Source organism: Larkinella rosea (assembly GCF_003858635.1).
GTDB classification, from domain to species: Bacteria; Bacteroidota; Bacteroidia; order Cytophagales; family Spirosomataceae; genus Larkinella; species Larkinella rosea.
The window spans coordinates 643,656-659,032 of record NZ_RQJO01000010.1 but is presented as its reverse complement, the minus strand read 5'-3'; the positions used below and the strand labels follow the sequence as shown (position 1 = coordinate 659,032).

17 protein-coding genes are annotated in these 15,377 nt (G+C 51.1%); 8 read left to right on the top strand and 9 right to left on the bottom strand.

Annotation, left to right across the window (positions count from 1 at the left end):
- Nucleotides 1-179 precede the first annotated feature (179 nt).
- The 5 genes from EHT25_RS23575 to EHT25_RS23555 all read right to left on the bottom strand — a co-directional run bounded on the left by EHT25_RS23575 (nucleotide 180) and on the right by EHT25_RS23555 (nucleotide 4,642).
- On the bottom strand, nucleotides 180-1,610 hold the full coding sequence (locus tag EHT25_RS23575; protein WP_124877616.1) for an alpha/beta fold hydrolase: 1,431 nt from the start codon (nucleotides 1,608-1,610) through the stop codon (nucleotides 180-182).
- Nucleotides 1,611-1,680: 70 nt separating this feature from the next.
- Nucleotides 1,681-2,490, bottom strand: coding sequence for an AraC family transcriptional regulator (locus EHT25_RS23570; protein WP_124877615.1), 810 nt, complete (start codon nucleotides 2,488-2,490; stop codon nucleotides 1,681-1,683).
- A 208-nt stretch (nucleotides 2,491-2,698) separates the two neighbouring features.
- Nucleotides 2,699-2,926, bottom strand: a complete 228-nt coding sequence (locus EHT25_RS23565; protein ID WP_124877614.1) for a hypothetical protein — start codon at nucleotides 2,924-2,926, stop codon at nucleotides 2,699-2,701.
- A gap of 22 nt (nucleotides 2,927-2,948) precedes the next feature.
- Nucleotides 2,949-3,719, bottom strand: coding sequence for an ABC transporter permease (locus tag EHT25_RS23560; protein ID WP_124877613.1), 771 nt, complete (start codon nucleotides 3,717-3,719; stop codon nucleotides 2,949-2,951).
- Complete coding sequence (locus EHT25_RS23555; RefSeq protein WP_124877612.1) at nucleotides 3,716-4,642, bottom strand: ABC transporter ATP-binding protein; 927 nt, start codon at nucleotides 4,640-4,642, stop codon at nucleotides 3,716-3,718. The genes EHT25_RS23560 and EHT25_RS23555 overlap by 4 nt, the downstream gene beginning before the upstream one ends.
- Before the next feature lie 48 nt (nucleotides 4,643-4,690).
- On the opposite strand from EHT25_RS23555, the gene EHT25_RS23550 reads away from it, so the two are divergent.
- Together EHT25_RS23550 and EHT25_RS23545 are read left to right on the top strand one after the other, a co-directional pair.
- Nucleotides 4,691-5,863: a sensor histidine kinase gene (locus tag EHT25_RS23550; RefSeq protein WP_185731464.1), complete on the top strand. Its 1,173-nt coding sequence runs from the start codon at nucleotides 4,691-4,693 to the stop codon at nucleotides 5,861-5,863.
- A gap of 7 nt (nucleotides 5,864-5,870) precedes the next feature.
- The gene (locus EHT25_RS23545) at nucleotides 5,871-6,578 is read left to right on the top strand and encodes a LytR/AlgR family response regulator transcription factor (RefSeq protein ID WP_229311769.1); all 708 of its coding nucleotides are present in this window, start codon (nucleotides 5,871-5,873) and stop codon (nucleotides 6,576-6,578) included.
- A 29-nt stretch (nucleotides 6,579-6,607) separates the two neighbouring features.
- On the opposite strand, the gene EHT25_RS23540 is transcribed toward EHT25_RS23545, so the two are convergent.
- On the bottom strand, nucleotides 6,608-7,303 hold the full coding sequence (locus EHT25_RS23540) for a LytR/AlgR family response regulator transcription factor (protein WP_124877609.1): 696 nt from the start codon (nucleotides 7,301-7,303) through the stop codon (nucleotides 6,608-6,610).
- Complete coding sequence (locus EHT25_RS23535; RefSeq protein WP_124877608.1) at nucleotides 7,300-8,421, bottom strand: sensor histidine kinase; 1,122 nt, start codon at nucleotides 8,419-8,421, stop codon at nucleotides 7,300-7,302. Before EHT25_RS23535 ends, EHT25_RS23540 begins: the two co-directional genes overlap by 4 nt.
- A gap of 211 nt (nucleotides 8,422-8,632) precedes the next feature.
- Here EHT25_RS23535 and EHT25_RS23530 point away from each other — a divergent pair, with 211 nt between their 5' ends.
- Nucleotides 8,633-9,445, top strand: a complete 813-nt coding sequence (locus EHT25_RS23530) for a hypothetical protein (protein ID WP_124877607.1) — start codon at nucleotides 8,633-8,635, stop codon at nucleotides 9,443-9,445.
- 104 nt (nucleotides 9,446-9,549) lie between these two features.
- On the opposite strand, the gene EHT25_RS23525 is transcribed toward EHT25_RS23530, so the two are convergent.
- Nucleotides 9,550-10,323: a phosphatase PAP2 family protein gene (locus tag EHT25_RS23525; protein ID WP_124877606.1), complete on the bottom strand. Its 774-nt coding sequence runs from the start codon at nucleotides 10,321-10,323 to the stop codon at nucleotides 9,550-9,552.
- A gap of 92 nt (nucleotides 10,324-10,415) precedes the next feature.
- Entirely contained in the window at nucleotides 10,416-10,628 is a 213-nt protein-coding gene (locus EHT25_RS23520; RefSeq protein ID WP_124877605.1) for a DMT family transporter, read from the bottom strand.
- Nucleotides 10,629-10,729: 101 nt separating this feature from the next.
- Here EHT25_RS23520 and EHT25_RS23515 point away from each other — a divergent pair, with 101 nt between their 5' ends.
- From EHT25_RS23515 to EHT25_RS23495, 5 genes are all read left to right on the top strand, one after another.
- On the top strand, nucleotides 10,730-11,452 hold the full coding sequence (locus EHT25_RS23515) for an RNA polymerase sigma factor (RefSeq protein WP_124877604.1): 723 nt from the start codon (nucleotides 10,730-10,732) through the stop codon (nucleotides 11,450-11,452).
- Nucleotides 11,449-11,898 (top strand): anti-sigma factor, encoded by a 450-nt coding sequence (locus EHT25_RS23510; protein ID WP_124877603.1) that lies wholly within the window; start codon nucleotides 11,449-11,451, stop codon nucleotides 11,896-11,898. Before EHT25_RS23515 ends, EHT25_RS23510 begins: the two co-directional genes overlap by 4 nt.
- A gap of 62 nt (nucleotides 11,899-11,960) precedes the next feature.
- Nucleotides 11,961-12,362, top strand: a complete 402-nt coding sequence (locus EHT25_RS23505; protein ID WP_124877602.1) for a hypothetical protein — start codon at nucleotides 11,961-11,963, stop codon at nucleotides 12,360-12,362.
- Nucleotides 12,363-12,384: 22 nt separating this feature from the next.
- Nucleotides 12,385-14,064 (top strand): S41 family peptidase, encoded by a 1,680-nt coding sequence (locus tag EHT25_RS23500; protein WP_124877601.1) that lies wholly within the window; start codon nucleotides 12,385-12,387, stop codon nucleotides 14,062-14,064.
- 63 nt (nucleotides 14,065-14,127) lie between these two features.
- A complete protein-coding gene (locus EHT25_RS23495) occupies nucleotides 14,128-15,300 on the top strand; it encodes an exo-beta-N-acetylmuramidase NamZ family protein (protein WP_124877600.1) in 1,173 nt (390 codons plus the stop codon).
- The last annotated feature ends 77 nt before the right edge of the window (nucleotides 15,301-15,377 follow it).

Genomic DNA, 15,377 nt, shown 5'->3' with positions numbered 1-15,377 from the left:
GGTGTTTAAAGAATAGTGTGGTGATTGCAACTCGATGATGAGAAAAAGCAATTAGTCGTCACTCTCCCCAGTATTTTTGGAGTTAGGAAACTAAACAGGAGCTTTTGTTAATGGACATAACTGCAAGAATTCAAACTAGTTTCAATTTTTGCAGCTGTGTCCATTAATAAAAGCGGTTTTTAATACGCTACAATCTCTTTCTTGCTCGATTCAAGTTTCCGGTACGGATTTTCCAGAAACTGCTGCATAAACCGCGTCATGTCTTCGCCACCGACGCCATGTGCTTCATTCCGGAACAGCAACCGCTGGCTGTTGGGCATGTAGTGATGAATCCTGTCGATGTAGAGCGGCCGGCAGGCGTTATCCAGTTCGCCATCAGCTAGTAAGGCCGGTTTGTTCGAGTAAAAAGGTTGTTTGGTTTCCGGTTTGACGGGCGGGACTTTCCAGCAATCACACAATTCTTTGTACACATCATTGATGTGATACCCCTTCAGATACGGAAACGCATCGTAGAGTTGCTGGCTAATTTTTTCGCTGTGATACGCCGTCTGATCCGCACAATACACCGACAGGCGCATCCCCGACGGACCGTTGCCGTACTCGAACGTGCGATCAAGCAGCCGCTTGATATACGGGTAATGATTGCCTTTGATCAGATCAGTTATGACCAGAGGCAGGCGTTTATAATACGTATTTACCAGGATTCCCACTAAATCACTGCGAGTGTATTCAATTCGGACCGTGTCCTTCGTGCCCTTTTCCAGATACGGAATAGAGAACGGTTTCGTGCCGATGGATGTAAAATACTGCTGAAACCGTTCTTTCAAATTCCCGTAAACCGCTTTGTCGGTCGAGTCCCGGGCGACGCGTTCGAACAGGATGTTGAGCGACTCATTGAAATTGGCCGGTTCATCTTCATCAATCGGGACAAAGGTCGGCAGGGGCGAATCCAGAATGAGTGACCGGATGCGGGACGGATCTTTCTTCAAAACCGCCAGCATGAGCCCTCCGCTGTAGGAAATCCCCAACAGATTGACCGAATCCACTTTCAATGTAGCCAGCAGATCGTGAATATCCGATACGGTTTCGTCGGTATTGTAGCCCGAAAGATCGATTCCGCGGGCCTCGAGTGCCTTTTTGTAGCGTTTGACACCGACCACCATCATGCTGTCTTTGTTCCGGTTTTTTCGGTATGATTCTTTAATGGCGTCATCCAGCTCGGGGCTCGACAGATGGGGTTGGGCGTAGCGGGTTCCCCGTTGTTCAAAGGCAATGCAATCGCGGTCGTTGATGAGGGGCGATCGCGCAGCTCCTCTGGCCCAGCCTAACGAGCTGGCGCCCGGTCCCCCGCCGGTGAACAGCAGTGGATCTTTCTTTTTGTTCGGATTTTTGCTCTCCACCAGCACGAAGGGCAATTTGATGGTTTTTCCATTCTTTTTCGACCGGTTTTCGGGCACAATCAGGTACGCGCAACGGGTGCGAAAACTGCTGTCGATCGAAACGGGGCAGGAACAGGGTTCAAGGGAACGCACCACTCCCGGCTGGGCGTAGGCGTAGAGAGGGGACAGGAGAAAAACTGCCTGCGTGATTAACATCGAAAGTTTGTTCATCAGTTTTTGAATTACTTTTCGACAAAACAAGGCGGTTTTGGATCGGGATTTTAGTAAAAAACGGACAATTTCATCCGACGTTCTCGATTAATTTTCGGCCGGTGAATTTTACGACATCCTTGTAAAAATGGCTCATGTCGTAATAGCCAAAGTCGTAGGGTGAAAACCGGTTTTTATGCGCAACGTACTGGTGTAAAGCGGTTCGGGCGCGTAAGGTCGTAAAGTAGTTTTTGGGAGCAGTTCCCACAACCCGGTGAAAGTAGCGATTGAGGGTTTTGGATGTCGAAAACAGGCGTTCCGCCAACTGGCCGGTATTCAAGGCCATGCCGCTGGCGTCGAACGTGCCAATCGTACATTCCACCAGGTGCCGGTAATGGTCAGACTTTTTCCGACCGGTGTACTGGCTCAGAAAATACTGCTGGAATAGTGCAACACGTTCCTCAAAATCAGGTAGTTGGCGAATGCGTTGCAGGAATGTCGCCGGAAGAACGGTTTCCAGCTTCACGACCTGGTCGGCCAGTTGAACCTGATTGATGCCCAGAATAGCCTCCAGACCGCCGGGGTAAAACTTGACCGTGAAAATGTGATCCGTGGGCAGGTTGTGCCGTTCTACGACGGTATTTCTCAGAATCAACACGTCAGCACTCTTTTGAATCGGGTGCCGGGCCGATCCCACGGTCAGTTGATACGGTTCGCCCAGATTGATGTAAAACGTGGGCGTCCAACTGGGAAACATCCGAATGGAAAACCGGTTGGTGGCAACCGTGCGAAAGGTTTCTTCCGCCGACGATTCGGAAAAAAACTCGATGTAGTCGGCCAGTTCGTTTTCGGGAACATAAAACCGGTACAGTTTCCGGATGTTATCAAAAATTTCCGTCATCGGATTCAGACATTGAACGCACTCTAACGCCTTTTGCAAGGCGGTTTTTGAAAAATTCGTTCCTGAAATATACGGATTTCCTATTTTAACTGCTCATCGCCAGCGGATTGAGCGACTGGTGCGTGGCAGAAAAAACGTTCGGATCAAAACCAGACGGCGAGCGATCTGATCTGATCGGTCGTATGCCGTGCACCCGCCCTGATCGCCCTCACGTTTTGAATTTGTTGCTCAGGTTGTTTCGGACAATATAAGGCATTTCCTCAATCGATTCGATCAGATCAAGTTTTACCTGCTTTGGCCGAAAATTGATCGGGCCTGAAAATTCGTAGGGAATGGCCGAAAAAAGCTTTCGCTTTCCTTCATAAACCGTGAAAACAAGGACAGAGTCGTCGGTTTTCGGCAACGGATCGAATAAAATGAGCAGAAAGGCACCCAAAGGGCTACTGTTCAGGATGATTTCAGGCTACGTCTCTCCGCGCTATGGCCAGAAAACCGCCGATTCCGGCCAGCAAAAAGGTCAGCATCCCAATCCAAACGTAGGTATACTGCCAGTCGTCAGTCTGAATGGAACTGTTAAAGACCAAAACCGGCCACAAATACGGCGAAGCGCGGCTGATGGGCAGCGACCGCGAAATTGCCCCCGTCAGGGTCACCATCAGCCCAAAGCCCGCCGGCAGAATAAAACTACTGAATCGCATTCCAAGGTAGAACTGAACCGCGATCATACCCAAACCGCTCAGCAGACTGGCGAAACAGCCTTCCGCCAGTACCCGGTGGAGTGAAAATAATTGAAAACCATACTGTGGTTTCAGCATTCCCAGCAGCCAGCCACCGCCTTCGGCCAACCCAAACACCAGCAAATGACTCAGGAGAATAAGCCCGGTCAATACGACCAGTTTGGACACATATACACTCCATTTGGGCATTGGAAGGCTATACACGGTTTTCCAGGTCTGGGACTGGTGTTCGATGGCATGAACCAATGCCGATTGCAGGCTGGTGTAAATGGGAAATACGAATAGCGTCCACCCGATCAGAATGTGCGTGGAATACGCAAGCCAGGGATTCACGTTGTGCTGGTAAAGTCGATTGCCATCCAGATAACTGGCCATAAAAGCCACGACGACCACAAAAACCGGTGCCAGAATCGCCAGCCAGACCACCTGCGTTCCTTTGGCTTTTAGCCGTTCCTGCGCGAAACTGCGCGTAAAGTAATCAAGTTGTTTCATCGGTTTTCGAGGGTTTTCGGGTGACTTGTTAACGTGAAAAACAGGTCTTCCAGCGTTGGCTGATGCATGTGCAACTTGTAAATCGACACGCCCTGATCCAGCAGCAGGCGGTTGATGGCACCGATTTGGGGTCTGTCCTTCACGGAGACAGTCAGTTGTTCGGTCCCGCCGTCCAGGAGCTGGTAACCGGCGCGTTGCAGCAGAGCGCGTGCGGTCGCGTTATGATCCGTTTCGAGGGAAAGTACGGGCAACTGGAGGTGTTGTAGCTGGGCCATCGTTCCCTGAAATAGCAGATGGCCTTCGTTGAGAATCGCCAGGTGCGTGGCCATCTTTTCCATTTCTCCCAATAAATGACTCGACACAAAGACGGTTTTTCCGTGACGCTGACTCAGTTCAATCAGTAATTCCCGAATCTCCCGAATTCCGGCGGGGTCCAAGCCGTTGGTCGGCTCGTCTAGAATCAACAGGTGGGGATCACCCAGCAGCGCCATCGCAATGCCCAGGCGCTGCCGCATCCCCAATGAATACGCACGGACTTTTTGCTGTGCATCACCGGTTAGCTGCACCATGCCCAGCACCCGATCGATCTGCTTTTGGTCGACCTGCCGGGCCAGCCGGATCACTTCCAGATTATCGCGGCCCGACAGGTGGTTATACAGGGCGGGCGATTCGATGAGGGCGCCAATGCGGCTTAAAATTTCCAGTCGGTGCGTCCGGCTATCCTTGCCCATTAACCGGATGGCCGTTGAGGGGCTTCGAATTAAGCCCAGCAATAACCGGATGGTGGTGGTTTTCCCCGAACCATTTGGCCCTAAAAATCCGAAAATGCTGCCGGTCGGAACCTGTAAATTGAGATCGTGCAAAACCGGGCGATTGTGGAAGGCATGGCTGAGGTGATGCGTTTCGATGCTAAAAGGAACCATAGTTTTTCGTTTCCCAAAGCAACTTCCCTGCAACGGGACCAAAAAATAATGTCGACGGAAAGGCGTCGCTGCCCGTTAAAACCGCAGCGGAGCGGGGCCGAAATTTTCGTCGGCAAAAAAGGGGCTTCCGGCGCTGTCAGGAGCCTTTCTGCGGGAAACGGCGGTTCGGAAATGGTTCTTTTGTACCTTGTTGCGATGAAACCGACTCCAACGTGGACACTTCCTTTTCTGCCATCGCACGGGTCCGTGTGGTTGCACGGAACGGCCTGGACACTTTACCTGTCCTTGATTGTGTATATGGCCACTGCGAACGGAACCCCGGTTTTGCTGGCTCATCCCAGTGTTCACCTGGTGGGCCAGGTCATCATTTTTTACGTAAACTACGGTTATTTCATCCCCCGGTTTCTGGGTCGGATGAAGATTGCCCGGTTTTTACTTTTCAATCTGGGATGCATATTCCTGCTGGAAATGACGACCATTCAACTGTACCACGCGCTTCGAAGCTGGTACCTGGGTCCGTCGATCACCGCTTTTCCGCTTACGTATACAAACCAGCTGGTGCTGCGGTTTTTCGAACTGGTATTCTGTGTTGTTTTGGCGGCAATGGTCCGGTTTACGGGCGATTGGTTCGTTCATCAGCAAAAAGCGAAAGACCTGGAAAATACGCAGCTGCGAACCGAATTATCGTTTCTGAAGTCGCAGCTGAATCCGCATTTTCTGTTTAACAGCCTCAATTCGCTCTATGCACTTTCGCTACGGCAGGCGCCCGAAACAGCGCAGGGCATTATGCACTTGTCGCAGCTCCTGCGGTATATGCTGTACGAAACGAATGAGGAACGGATTGCTTTAAGCAAAGAAATAGAGATCATCCGTCGGTATCTGGATCTGCAAAAACTACGGCTTCCCACTCACTTTTCCATTCAGTTCGCCGTCAATGGACCGGTAGAGCCCGTCCAATTGGAGCCTTTGCTGTTTGTGCCCATCATCGAGAACATTTTTAAACACGGGGAGTCACCGGTTTTTATTCGGGTAGATATTTCGGAGCGGTTTATTCAGATGTGCACGACCAATCGAATCCGGAGCCGGAAATCGGAGGGAGTGGGTGGAATCGGGCTGAATAACCTGCGTCGGCGGCTGAAGGTTTTGTATCCCAACCGCCACCAGTTGATGCTGGAGGAAAAGGATGAGACTTTTTTTACTACGTTGGTACTCAATCGTTAGGTGTGTTATGATCAGATGTCTGGTGGTCGATGATGAAAGGTTAGCGCTGGAGGTGATGGAAAACTACATCGAAAAGATCCCTTTTCTTCGGCTGGTTCAACTGTGCAGCAGTCCCATGCAGGCATTGCAGGTGCTTTCCCGGACGCCCGTCGATTTGCTGTTGCTGGACATTGAAATGCCGGAACTAACCGGTCTTCAGTTTCTGCGCACCCTGAAAGACCCGCCGTTTGTCATTTTGACTACTGCCTATCAGGAGTTTGCGCTCGAAGGATTTGCCGTCAACGCCATTGATTATTTACTGAAACCCATTCCCTTCGAGCGGTTTCTCACCGCGATTCATAAAGTACAGCAGCGCATGGCCATTCCGGCGAAAGAAGTGCCTTTACCGCCCGCCCCCAAGGTGGCTGCGTTGGAAAGTATTTTTATCCGAAGCGAATCCCGAACCGTTCGGATCGATCTGGCGGATATTCTGTTTGCGGAAAGCCGCAAAGACTACGTCCTGATTCACACGCAGGAAAAGAAATGGGTTACGCAACTCACCCTGAGCCGGTTGGAGGAAAAGCTGCCGCCCGGTCACTTTGTCCGCATTCATCGCTCGTTCATTGTCGCTATCCATAAAATAGACAGTATTGATCAAAACCGGGTTGAAATAGGCGGAAAACACATCCCCATCGGGGATTTTTACCGTGAAAATCTAATGAAACGAATTGGATAAGGCGTTTGTCTGAAAGGGGACTGACCGGATCATTCGTTTCCGGTCAGTTTCCGAATGGTTTCTCGGTAACTCATCCCAATCGGGACATCCCGATAAGCGGTTTCGATCAGGTTGCCATGAACAGCGGTAATAGCCGCAATCGGTACGATAAAGGAGCGGTGTACCCGCAAAAACTCGCTGGCGGGCAGCAGCTCTTCCAGCATTTTCATCGTATAAGCCGCGAGGAGGATTTTATCGGTCAGGTGTACCTTTACGTAGTTTTGCATCCCTTCAATCAGCCTGATGTCAGCCAGGTCCACTTTCACCAGTTTATGGTCTGCCTTCAGGAAAAGATGAGTACGGTTTGGGGATGGCCGGGCGGTTGACTCCGTCTGTTGTTTTCGGCGCTGCGCCTTTTCAAGGGCCTGTACTAGTCGGGGTAAGGCAATGGGTTTGAGCAGGTAATCCACCACTTCCAGCTCAAATCCTTCCAGCGCATATTTGGGATAAGCGGTGGTCAAAATAACCAGGGGCGGTTCTTTCAGTGAACGCAAAAAATCGATGCCCGATACCAGCGGCATTTTAATGTCCAGAAACAGCAGATCGACCCGATTCAGGTGCAGTGCTTCGTAAGCCTCCAGGGCATTTTCGCACAGTTTCACCAACTGAAAGTGGGGCAGACTGTGCATGTAAACCTGCAGAAGTTTGCGCGCTTGCGGTTCGTCGTCGACAATCAGGTAATTCATGCCTTTTGGATGTGGAGTTCCACGCGATACATATCCCCGGTTTGCTCAATATGCAGCGTATAGCGACCCGGAAAATAATGCGCCAAACGCTTTCGCACATTCGGAAGGCCAATTCCTCCCGGTGTTCCCGCATCCGGACGGCAGGTATTTTGGGTGGTTAAAACCAGCTTTTCCGGATCATTGAACAGCTCAATGGCAATGTGAATCCGGGCAGTGGGCAAGGAACCGCCGTGTTTAAACGTATTCTCGATAAATGGCAGAAAGACATGCGGGGGGATGGGATAATCCGGATCGGCATTGCGGAATTGAAAGCTGATGGCGGCCTGCTCATCAAATCGGACTCGCTCAATGGTAACGTAATTGGTCAATAGCTCCAGTTCCATCTGCATACTGATGTATTCCCGGGTACAATCATACAACGAAGTGCGCATAAAATCGGCCAACCGGGTGAGCAGATCCACGGAGCGGTCTTTTTCATTCTGGATAATAAACGATTGAAGATTGTTGAGGGTATTAAAAAAGAAATGGGGATTGAGCTGCGCCTTCAGCGTGCTGAGCTGCAACTCGGTATTTTGCTGGGCCAGCCAGGCTTGCTGAAGCTGCGAACGGTAGGCGTCCCGAATGAATTTAAGCAGGATCGGAATGAGGATAATTTGGGCCAGGCTGGTCAGGCTGCTGAAAAATGTCTGCACCAGAACCATCGGCTGAAACTGGTTCTGAATGACCATTTGCCAGAAATCCTGCCCAACCACCCCGGCCTTTTTTAAATTGTACCAATTCAGAATCAATTGAATGTGGTAGGTGCGCCACAGAACCGCCAGGAGGTAATAAGCGATCAGCGACGCGAGAGCCGCCAGCCAGTTTCGCGTCTTCAGCAGGGGGACGATTCCGTAAACCAGGGGATAAAAAAGGAATAAAGCCAGGCCCATACCGACCAGCGTGACCGCATAATGCTGTTGCCAGGTGATGCGGACCACTACATTCTCCCGCATTCCGACCGAAAATAAAACCAGCCAGAAGCCCACATGCAGGGCTACCCGATACGGAAGATCGGTTAAGCTCCTTTCCCAAAATTGTTTCAACGCCTTCACCCGGTGAAGATAAACACGCGAGGGCATTTCACCACCGAAGAATGACGAATCCCACTCCTTGGTTGACGAACCGATCTTCTGCCCGTACCAATAAAATAACCCGTCGATGGTCCAGGGTTTACTAGTCTACGGATCAGATCTCGTCAACGTATCTCCCCGGTTCGTCAAGATTGCTGGATTAATCGGCTGTTGACCAGTTGCTTCGTTCATCACTTTGAAACCTGGACCATCGGATAAAATGAAAACCCATTTGTTTATCAGCTTACTAAGCGGTCTTTTCTTGATTGCTTCTCCATCGCAGGCGCAACGATCTTACCGGCCACTTAAATCAGTAAAAGCTTATGTGAAGATTGCCAGCCGGGTTGTGAATTACGCGGGAAAACAATATGCGTCTGTTTATCCCGAGTTGCGTCAACCGGCTCAGGACTCCACCGCTGTATTGATGCAGCGCTATCATCGCCGGTTTGAATATATTTTACAGAATAAAACGCAGTTCAACGATCTGGCGGATTGGTATCCCGATACAGTTCGTATGAATGCGGTTTATACCCACCGGCTGGAAGCCAGCAAATCATTCCTGATGTACCTCAATCAACTCCTGAAACCGTTGATTACACCCGCCAGGGGCAGGCCAATCACCTACCGGACGGACGAACTGATGCTGGTGGCTTCCCGCTTTTTCCTGTGCGATCAGGTGCGGCCCGATACCACGGTCAGCTGGCACGTTTGCATTGGCCTGAACGGCATGAAGGAAGCGAATTGGCCCAACGATTATACGTTACTGGAAGCCTTCTGTTTTGAAGCCATTTTTGACAAGATGTTCAGTAAAAACCCGGAAGACACCCGCTACATGAACCAGTTTTTGAAGGCCGTCGATGAGTCGACCCAAAAACGCAAACCGTTCATGACCGGCAAGGTGCACTTGTTGGAGCAGGTGAGAAGGGATGTTTTCCGGGCCATGCAGTCGGACCGCATTCTTCAAACGCATTTATTGAGCTATTATCACCAGCACGCGGCAACGTTGCCCTTCCGGATTTTGGAAGGTTTTTAAAAACACGCTGAAAAGTCATTCCTGGCCACTATGGATCGTTTTCTAACGATCCTGCCCGCGCCATCTTGGCATACCCAACTAAAAAAGAAGGGAAACGCCATGATCTAAAAAACGGAGGTCAGACAAAAACCGCCCCAGTTCCCCTGATAAATGGGCATAATGGCGGTTTGTTTCCGACGAATCACCAGGTGTTTCAGCCAGGGATACGCCAGGTAAACGGCTTCGGTGGAAGCAATTCCGATACCGGCCCCGAAAAGGACGTCGGCCAGCCAATGCCGGTTTTTGATGATCCGAAATCCACCCACGGTGGTCGCGGTTGCATAACCGGCGATGGCGTACCAGGGGCTGCGTCCGCCGTATTCCTTGGCCAGCAGGGTGGCTCCCGTAAACGCGGAAGCGGTATGACCCGACGGAAACGAGTCGTGGCCATTGCCGTCGGGCCGGGGATAGGCCACGGTATATTTAAGCGTGAAGGTCAGGCCCTGCGCCAGGCCATTTGCCAGAACGGCCAGCGCAAGCTGATCGCCAAATCCGTGTTTCCCTTTGACCCCCGCAGCGCCCAAACCCAGCACCACCACCGTGGGCGTTAGTTGCAGGTAGTCATCGACGGACGACCGGAAATGGGGGAATTGCCGGAGCACTTCGCTCCGCACCTGCCGACTTATGGGTCCCTGAACCAACAAGCCGGCCGTCAGTAAGGTGGCCGGAACAATGAAAGTCGTCGGGCGGAAAACCGGTCGGTTGTTTTCGACACTAACCGGGTTGAAAGCTGATCGATTGACCGTGACAGACGTATCGACGGGGGCGATCTGGGCCTGAATTGGCCTGTTGAAACTGAGCGAACCAATGAAAAACCAAAAAATGAGTTGTTGCTTCATTCCGTATCAGATTGGGTGAACTGCCGGTGAATACCGGTTTGCCTCGAAGGTATTCTTTGATTTTGAAGAAATTCTGACGGCCTTATGGCGGGTTACAGAACCAGTGTTCCGCCGACGATTAATGGGGTTCCCACGACGGTTTTTAGCGTTAGGGGTTCACCCGGAAAGAGAACGGTCAGGGCAATACTGAGTATATCGACCAGAGCCACCTGCGACACGGCGCCCAAGCCTTTGCTCCCTATTTTGGCAAAGATGGCCGTTAAGGCGGCAAAAAAAGCGGATAACAGAGCGAAAAGCCACCACATAGTTCCGGTTTGATGGAAAGGTATACTACCTCAACGAAATCCAGACCAAAAAATGAGTGGTTGACGCTATTTTAGATTTGTACCGATGTCATCGCGTCAGAATGTCTTCACGATTGCGGCACTTTCGGGGTGCGGAGAAGCCACCAACTTCCTATTTTCAGACCGGTGATTTTCGTTACGTTGCAACTTTCCTGATTTTGACCGGTCTTATTCCGATAGTGGATCAAAACGAAGATACGAGACGGATCGACCAGGCGCTGGTTGAGCAGGTGTTACGGGGTGACACGAAGGCCTTCGCGTTGATTATTAAGAAAACCGAGGGCCTTGTGGCCCAAATCATCTTCAAAATGATCGCCAACCGGGAAGACCGCAAGGACATCGCCCAGGACGTTTACCTGAAGGCTTTTCAACACCTGAACGGATTTCGTTTTCAGGCGAAACTCTCGACCTGGATCGGCCAGATTGCTTACCACACCTGTCTGACGTGTCTGGAGAAGAAGAAGCTGGTTTTGGTAGATTACCCGGCTACCGAACCCGATCACGAATCCCTGGATCGGCTGGGTGTGCCCGTGAATCCGTTTGAAAACGAAATCGAAAATCAAATGCTAGACCGGGAATTTTCGCAACTGGTGGCGACCGAAATCGACAAACTCGCGCCTTTGTATAAGACCTTACTGACCTTGTACCACCAGGAAGACGTAAGCTACCGCGAAATCGCGCAAATTGTACAACTTCCGGAAGGTACCGTGAAAAGCTATTTATTCAGGGCGCGGAAAATCCTTCGGGATCAGATTCTGCGAACGTATAACCCGCGAACGTTATGAAAAACGACCATCCTGCCGATGAGGGCATTCAACAGTTTGTTTTACACAAAACCGATTGTGACCAGCGTCTGATCGATCATATCGCCCATTGCCCGGAATGCCAGCGCAGGGCAAAACTGTACGTCCTCCTTCGGGAACGCATAGAAGGGCTGGAAAAACCGGTTTTTGAGTTTAACCTCACGGCGGTCGTCATGAGTCAACTCTCTCTACCCAAATACGTCGGAGTTTTCGAAAACGTACTCAGTTACGTGCTGGTGGCAATGGCCGGTTTGTGGGTGGGACTGGTTTATTACCTGATCAGACCCGATCTGGTGAAGCTGGTTTCGGCCTTGTCGCCGATGTTTATCTATTTTTTCGTCCTGACCGCGGGCGGGGTTTTCTTTTTTCTGCTGGCGACGCTATACGCGGATTTCCAGCAAAAACTGAAAACGCTCACTTTTCGTTGACGGAACTGCAACAAACAAAACGGCTGCGGGTCTAATCAGGTAACAAGCATGATTCAATCAAAATGAAAAAGTTACTCAGTGTGCTGGCCGGAATGGCCGCTCCTTTCGTCGTACAAGCCCAAAATACCACTCCGTACATCGACCGGGATCTCGTGGCAGTGGGCGTCGCGCTCGTTGCCGGAGGGTTCGGACTGCTCTTTATACTGGAAATTATCAAACGTCTATTTGCTTACCAATTGAAACGCAAAGCGCTGGAACTCGGTCTTTCCGAGGTTCCGGCGCAAACCGGGCAAGAGTCGCGGACGACGATCAAATGGTTCGCAATCTGGACCGGCATCGGAACCGGCCTGACGCTCGTTTATTTGACCCTTCCCGTCGGCATTCATTCCCTGGCGATAATGGCTTTCTGTCTGGCCGCCAGCTTCCTGGGGTATTTCTTTTATCTGAAACAATCCCGAAACTAAAACACCCAATCGAATAACGGTCATGAAACGAACTAAACGGCCCGCAACCTGGGCCTGGCTGCGCATTGCCTGTTGGGTACTCCTGGTAGTTCGTACGCCATTGGCTTGGGCTCAGAAACAACTACCGGTCGTTCGGGCAACCGCCCGATCGGTGGACGTCCGTGACGGGGGCATCGTGCGGAAAGGTGTCTGGAACTTGTCGCCCGAAATCAGGCCCGACATTTACTACGTCCTGGAGCCGGTGCGACCCCGGCGGATCACGTTTTATACGGACATCGATTCCCTGTCGTTCGACGTAGTTCCGGGGCAAAACTATGATTTTCTCATCGTGTTGAACAAAACCGATACGTGTTATACCCGAATCGAAACGGCAAAACCGGTGGTGCAAACCCAGGCCAGTTCGGATCCGCTCAAGCGGTTTTCGGTGGATCAGGTTCGGCAGGATTTTACCCTTTTCTGCGAAAACCTCCGGCAGCAACACGCTGGTTTATACCGCTACCGATCGAAAAAAGAAATGGATCGACTCCTCGACAGTTGCCATGCCACCCTGAGTCATTCCATGACTTCCACCGAATTTTCCAACACCATTCGGTTCGTGATCAGCGCCATTGGCTGCGGGCATACCAATTGCAGTCTTCCTGCCGAACTCATGGACTGGTACGGTACATCCGCCAAAATGTTTCCCCTGCAGCTCTGGTTTTCGGGTCGGAAGGCATTTTCGCTCTGCACCAGTCGCACCGGTATTCCCGCCAAATCCGAAGTAACCGCGATCGACGGTCGACCCATTGATGAAATCCGGCAAACCCTGTTTCGCTACCTGCCGTCGGATGGTCGAATTCAATCCAGGAAGTATTGGATCATGAACCGGGATGGTTTTCCCTTTCTCTACCGGTTTATCTACGGCGACAAAACCGCTTTTAGGGTGACCTACAAAACCCCAACCGGTGCTATTCAAACCACTTCTTTGTCGGCCGACAGCTTGAAAAATACGTCTTGTTTTCAATACAACTCGGGATCCGAAAAACTACTTCAGTTGACTTACACGGCTGACAACGTGGCTTTACTAACGATAAAAACCTTCAGTAATGACCGGTTGAAAGCCTCCCGTGACGATTTTGAGACGTTTCTGAAAACCGCATTCAAAGAGCTTCAGGCAAAAAACGTAAGCCGTTTGCTGATTGATTTACGGGGCAATGGCGGGGGAGATGATGTGAACGGTTCGCTGTTGTATTCGTATTTGACCACTAAACCGTTCGCTTATTTTGCTTCGTTACAATCCACAACGCAGACCTTTTTGAATAAAACCGATCATCCCGGGTTAGAAATGCAGAATCCGAGCGAAAACAATTACAAGGGAGCGGTTTACTTCCTGATCGATGGACTCAGTTTTTCCACAACCGCCGACTTTTGCGCCATTGCCAAAAGTAATCACCGGGGAACGTTTATCGGGGAAGAAACCGGTGGGGGATACGCGGGCAATAATTCCGGCGAAATGTTTCGGATAACCTTACCGAATACCGCCATTCGCATCTCCATTCCCAAAATCCGGTATGCGAATGCCGTGAAGAAAGTGACGCCCGACGATCGGGGGGTTATCCCGGATTACCCGGTTAACCCAACCATCAACGAACTGCTTCAGAAGCGGGATGTGGCATTGGAGTTTGCCGTTGACCGGGCCCGGATGAGAAAACGGTCAAAGTAAGCGATGCGCCCCGTCATTTATTGGATTTTTATTTTCCAAGGTTTTATTTTACTCGAAAACTACATGGACGTCCGTTTGGGAATTGATTGTTTTCTGGATCAATCTGCTCATTATCAAGGAAAAAAGCTGGCGTTGGTGACGAATCACGCGACTACCACGTCGTCGTTTGTTCCTTCACGGCAGGCCTTGAAAACCGCCGGTTTTTCAATAACAAAACTTTTTTCACCCGAACACGGTCTGGAAACGATTGGCGCCGACGGGCAATTTATGCCAAACGGATTCGATTCCCTAACGGGCCTGCCCGTTGTCAGTTTATACGGCGATAAACTCCGCCCCAGTGCCGACGATCTGGCGGATGTCGATGCTGTCGTGGTTGATTTGTCGGACATTGGCTGCCGGTTTTACACTTATTTGTGGACACTCACGCACGTTATGGAGTCCTGTGCGGAATACCGGAAACCGCTCATTTTGCTGGATCGGCCGAATCCATTGTCCGGGGACTTGCGGCTGGCAGAAGGGCCGATGCTGGACGAAAACCGGTGTTCGTCGTTCATTGGCCGCTGGGCCATTCCAGTACGGCATTCCTGCACGATGGGCGAACTGGCGACGTTCTGGCAGCACCAGCGGTTACCCACTCTGGCATTGACCGTTGTCAAAGCAGCAGGCTGGAATCGATCGTGGTTTCAGCACGACTGGCAGCCGTCGTTCGTGCCAACTTCGCCCGCGATGGTTAGCCTGCAAGCGGCTTTGCTGTATCCGGGTTTGGGGTTGCTCGAAGCCACGAACCTGAGCGAAGGTCGCGGAACGGCTTTACCCTTTCAGGTAACCGGTGCGCCCTGGCTGGATGCGGCAACGTTGGTAACCCGTTTCAATCACGAGCAACTACCTGGCGTTGTGGCGCGTGAGTTGGTATTTATTCCGTACATCGGTAAATATGCCAGCCAGTTGTGCCGGGGCATTCAGTTTCACGTAACCGATGCGGCCCGGTTCAGGCCGGTTTTGGCGGCTCTGATTTTCATCAAACTGGTGAAAGATCATCAGCCGGATGCATTTGGCTGGAGCCCGTATCCAACGCTGGTTAATCCTTCGGGAAACCAGCATCTGGACCGGTTATTGGGTGTGTTCAACGCCGAAGTTCTCTTTGACGAACCCCGCCCGGTTTTTCTGAAAACGGTTAATGCCCGACTGGATTGCGGAGAATGGGCGCAGGTGATTGAGTCGTTTTTGTTGTATTAAAAAACAGCCCGACTACAAAGTGATCGGGCTGTATAAAGAGGTCGGTAACGCTGATAACCCTAGCATCAGCCTTTTAA

Bases quoted from the DNA above. Each gene is read 5' to 3' on its own strand.
- EHT25_RS23575 (WP_124877616.1), bottom strand. From the start codon at position 1,610: ATGAACAAACTTTCGATGTTAATCACGCAGGCAGTTTTTCTCCTGTCC.
- EHT25_RS23570 (WP_124877615.1), bottom strand. From the start codon at position 2,490: ATGACGGAAATTTTTGATAACATCCGGAAACTGTACCGGTTTTATGTT.
- EHT25_RS23560 (WP_124877613.1), bottom strand. From the start codon at position 3,719: ATGAAACAACTTGATTACTTTACGCGCAGTTTCGCGCAGGAACGGCTA.
- EHT25_RS23555 (WP_124877612.1), bottom strand. From the start codon at position 4,642: ATGGTTCCTTTTAGCATCGAAACGCATCACCTCAGCCATGCCTTCCAC.
- EHT25_RS23550 (WP_185731464.1), top strand. From the start codon at position 4,691: ATGTCGACGGAAAGGCGTCGCTGCCCGTTAAAACCGCAGCGGAGCGGG.
- EHT25_RS23545 (WP_229311769.1), top strand. From the start codon at position 5,871: ATGATCAGATGTCTGGTGGTCGATGATGAAAGGTTAGCGCTGGAGGTG.
- EHT25_RS23540 (WP_124877609.1), bottom strand. From the start codon at position 7,303: ATGAATTACCTGATTGTCGACGACGAACCGCAAGCGCGCAAACTTCTG.
- EHT25_RS23535 (WP_124877608.1), bottom strand. From the start codon at position 8,421: ATGCCCTCGCGTGTTTATCTTCACCGGGTGAAGGCGTTGAAACAATTT.
- EHT25_RS23530 (WP_124877607.1), top strand. From the start codon at position 8,633: ATGAAAACCCATTTGTTTATCAGCTTACTAAGCGGTCTTTTCTTGATT.
- EHT25_RS23525 (WP_124877606.1), bottom strand. From the start codon at position 10,323: ATGAAGCAACAACTCATTTTTTGGTTTTTCATTGGTTCGCTCAGTTTC.
- EHT25_RS23520 (WP_124877605.1), bottom strand. From the start codon at position 10,628: ATGTGGTGGCTTTTCGCTCTGTTATCCGCTTTTTTTGCCGCCTTAACG.
- EHT25_RS23515 (WP_124877604.1), top strand. From the start codon at position 10,730: ATGTCTTCACGATTGCGGCACTTTCGGGGTGCGGAGAAGCCACCAACT.
- EHT25_RS23510 (WP_124877603.1), top strand. From the start codon at position 11,449: ATGAAAAACGACCATCCTGCCGATGAGGGCATTCAACAGTTTGTTTTA.
- EHT25_RS23505 (WP_124877602.1), top strand. From the start codon at position 11,961: ATGAAAAAGTTACTCAGTGTGCTGGCCGGAATGGCCGCTCCTTTCGTC.
- EHT25_RS23500 (WP_124877601.1), top strand. From the start codon at position 12,385: ATGAAACGAACTAAACGGCCCGCAACCTGGGCCTGGCTGCGCATTGCC.
- EHT25_RS23495 (WP_124877600.1), top strand. From the start codon at position 14,128: ATGGACGTCCGTTTGGGAATTGATTGTTTTCTGGATCAATCTGCTCAT.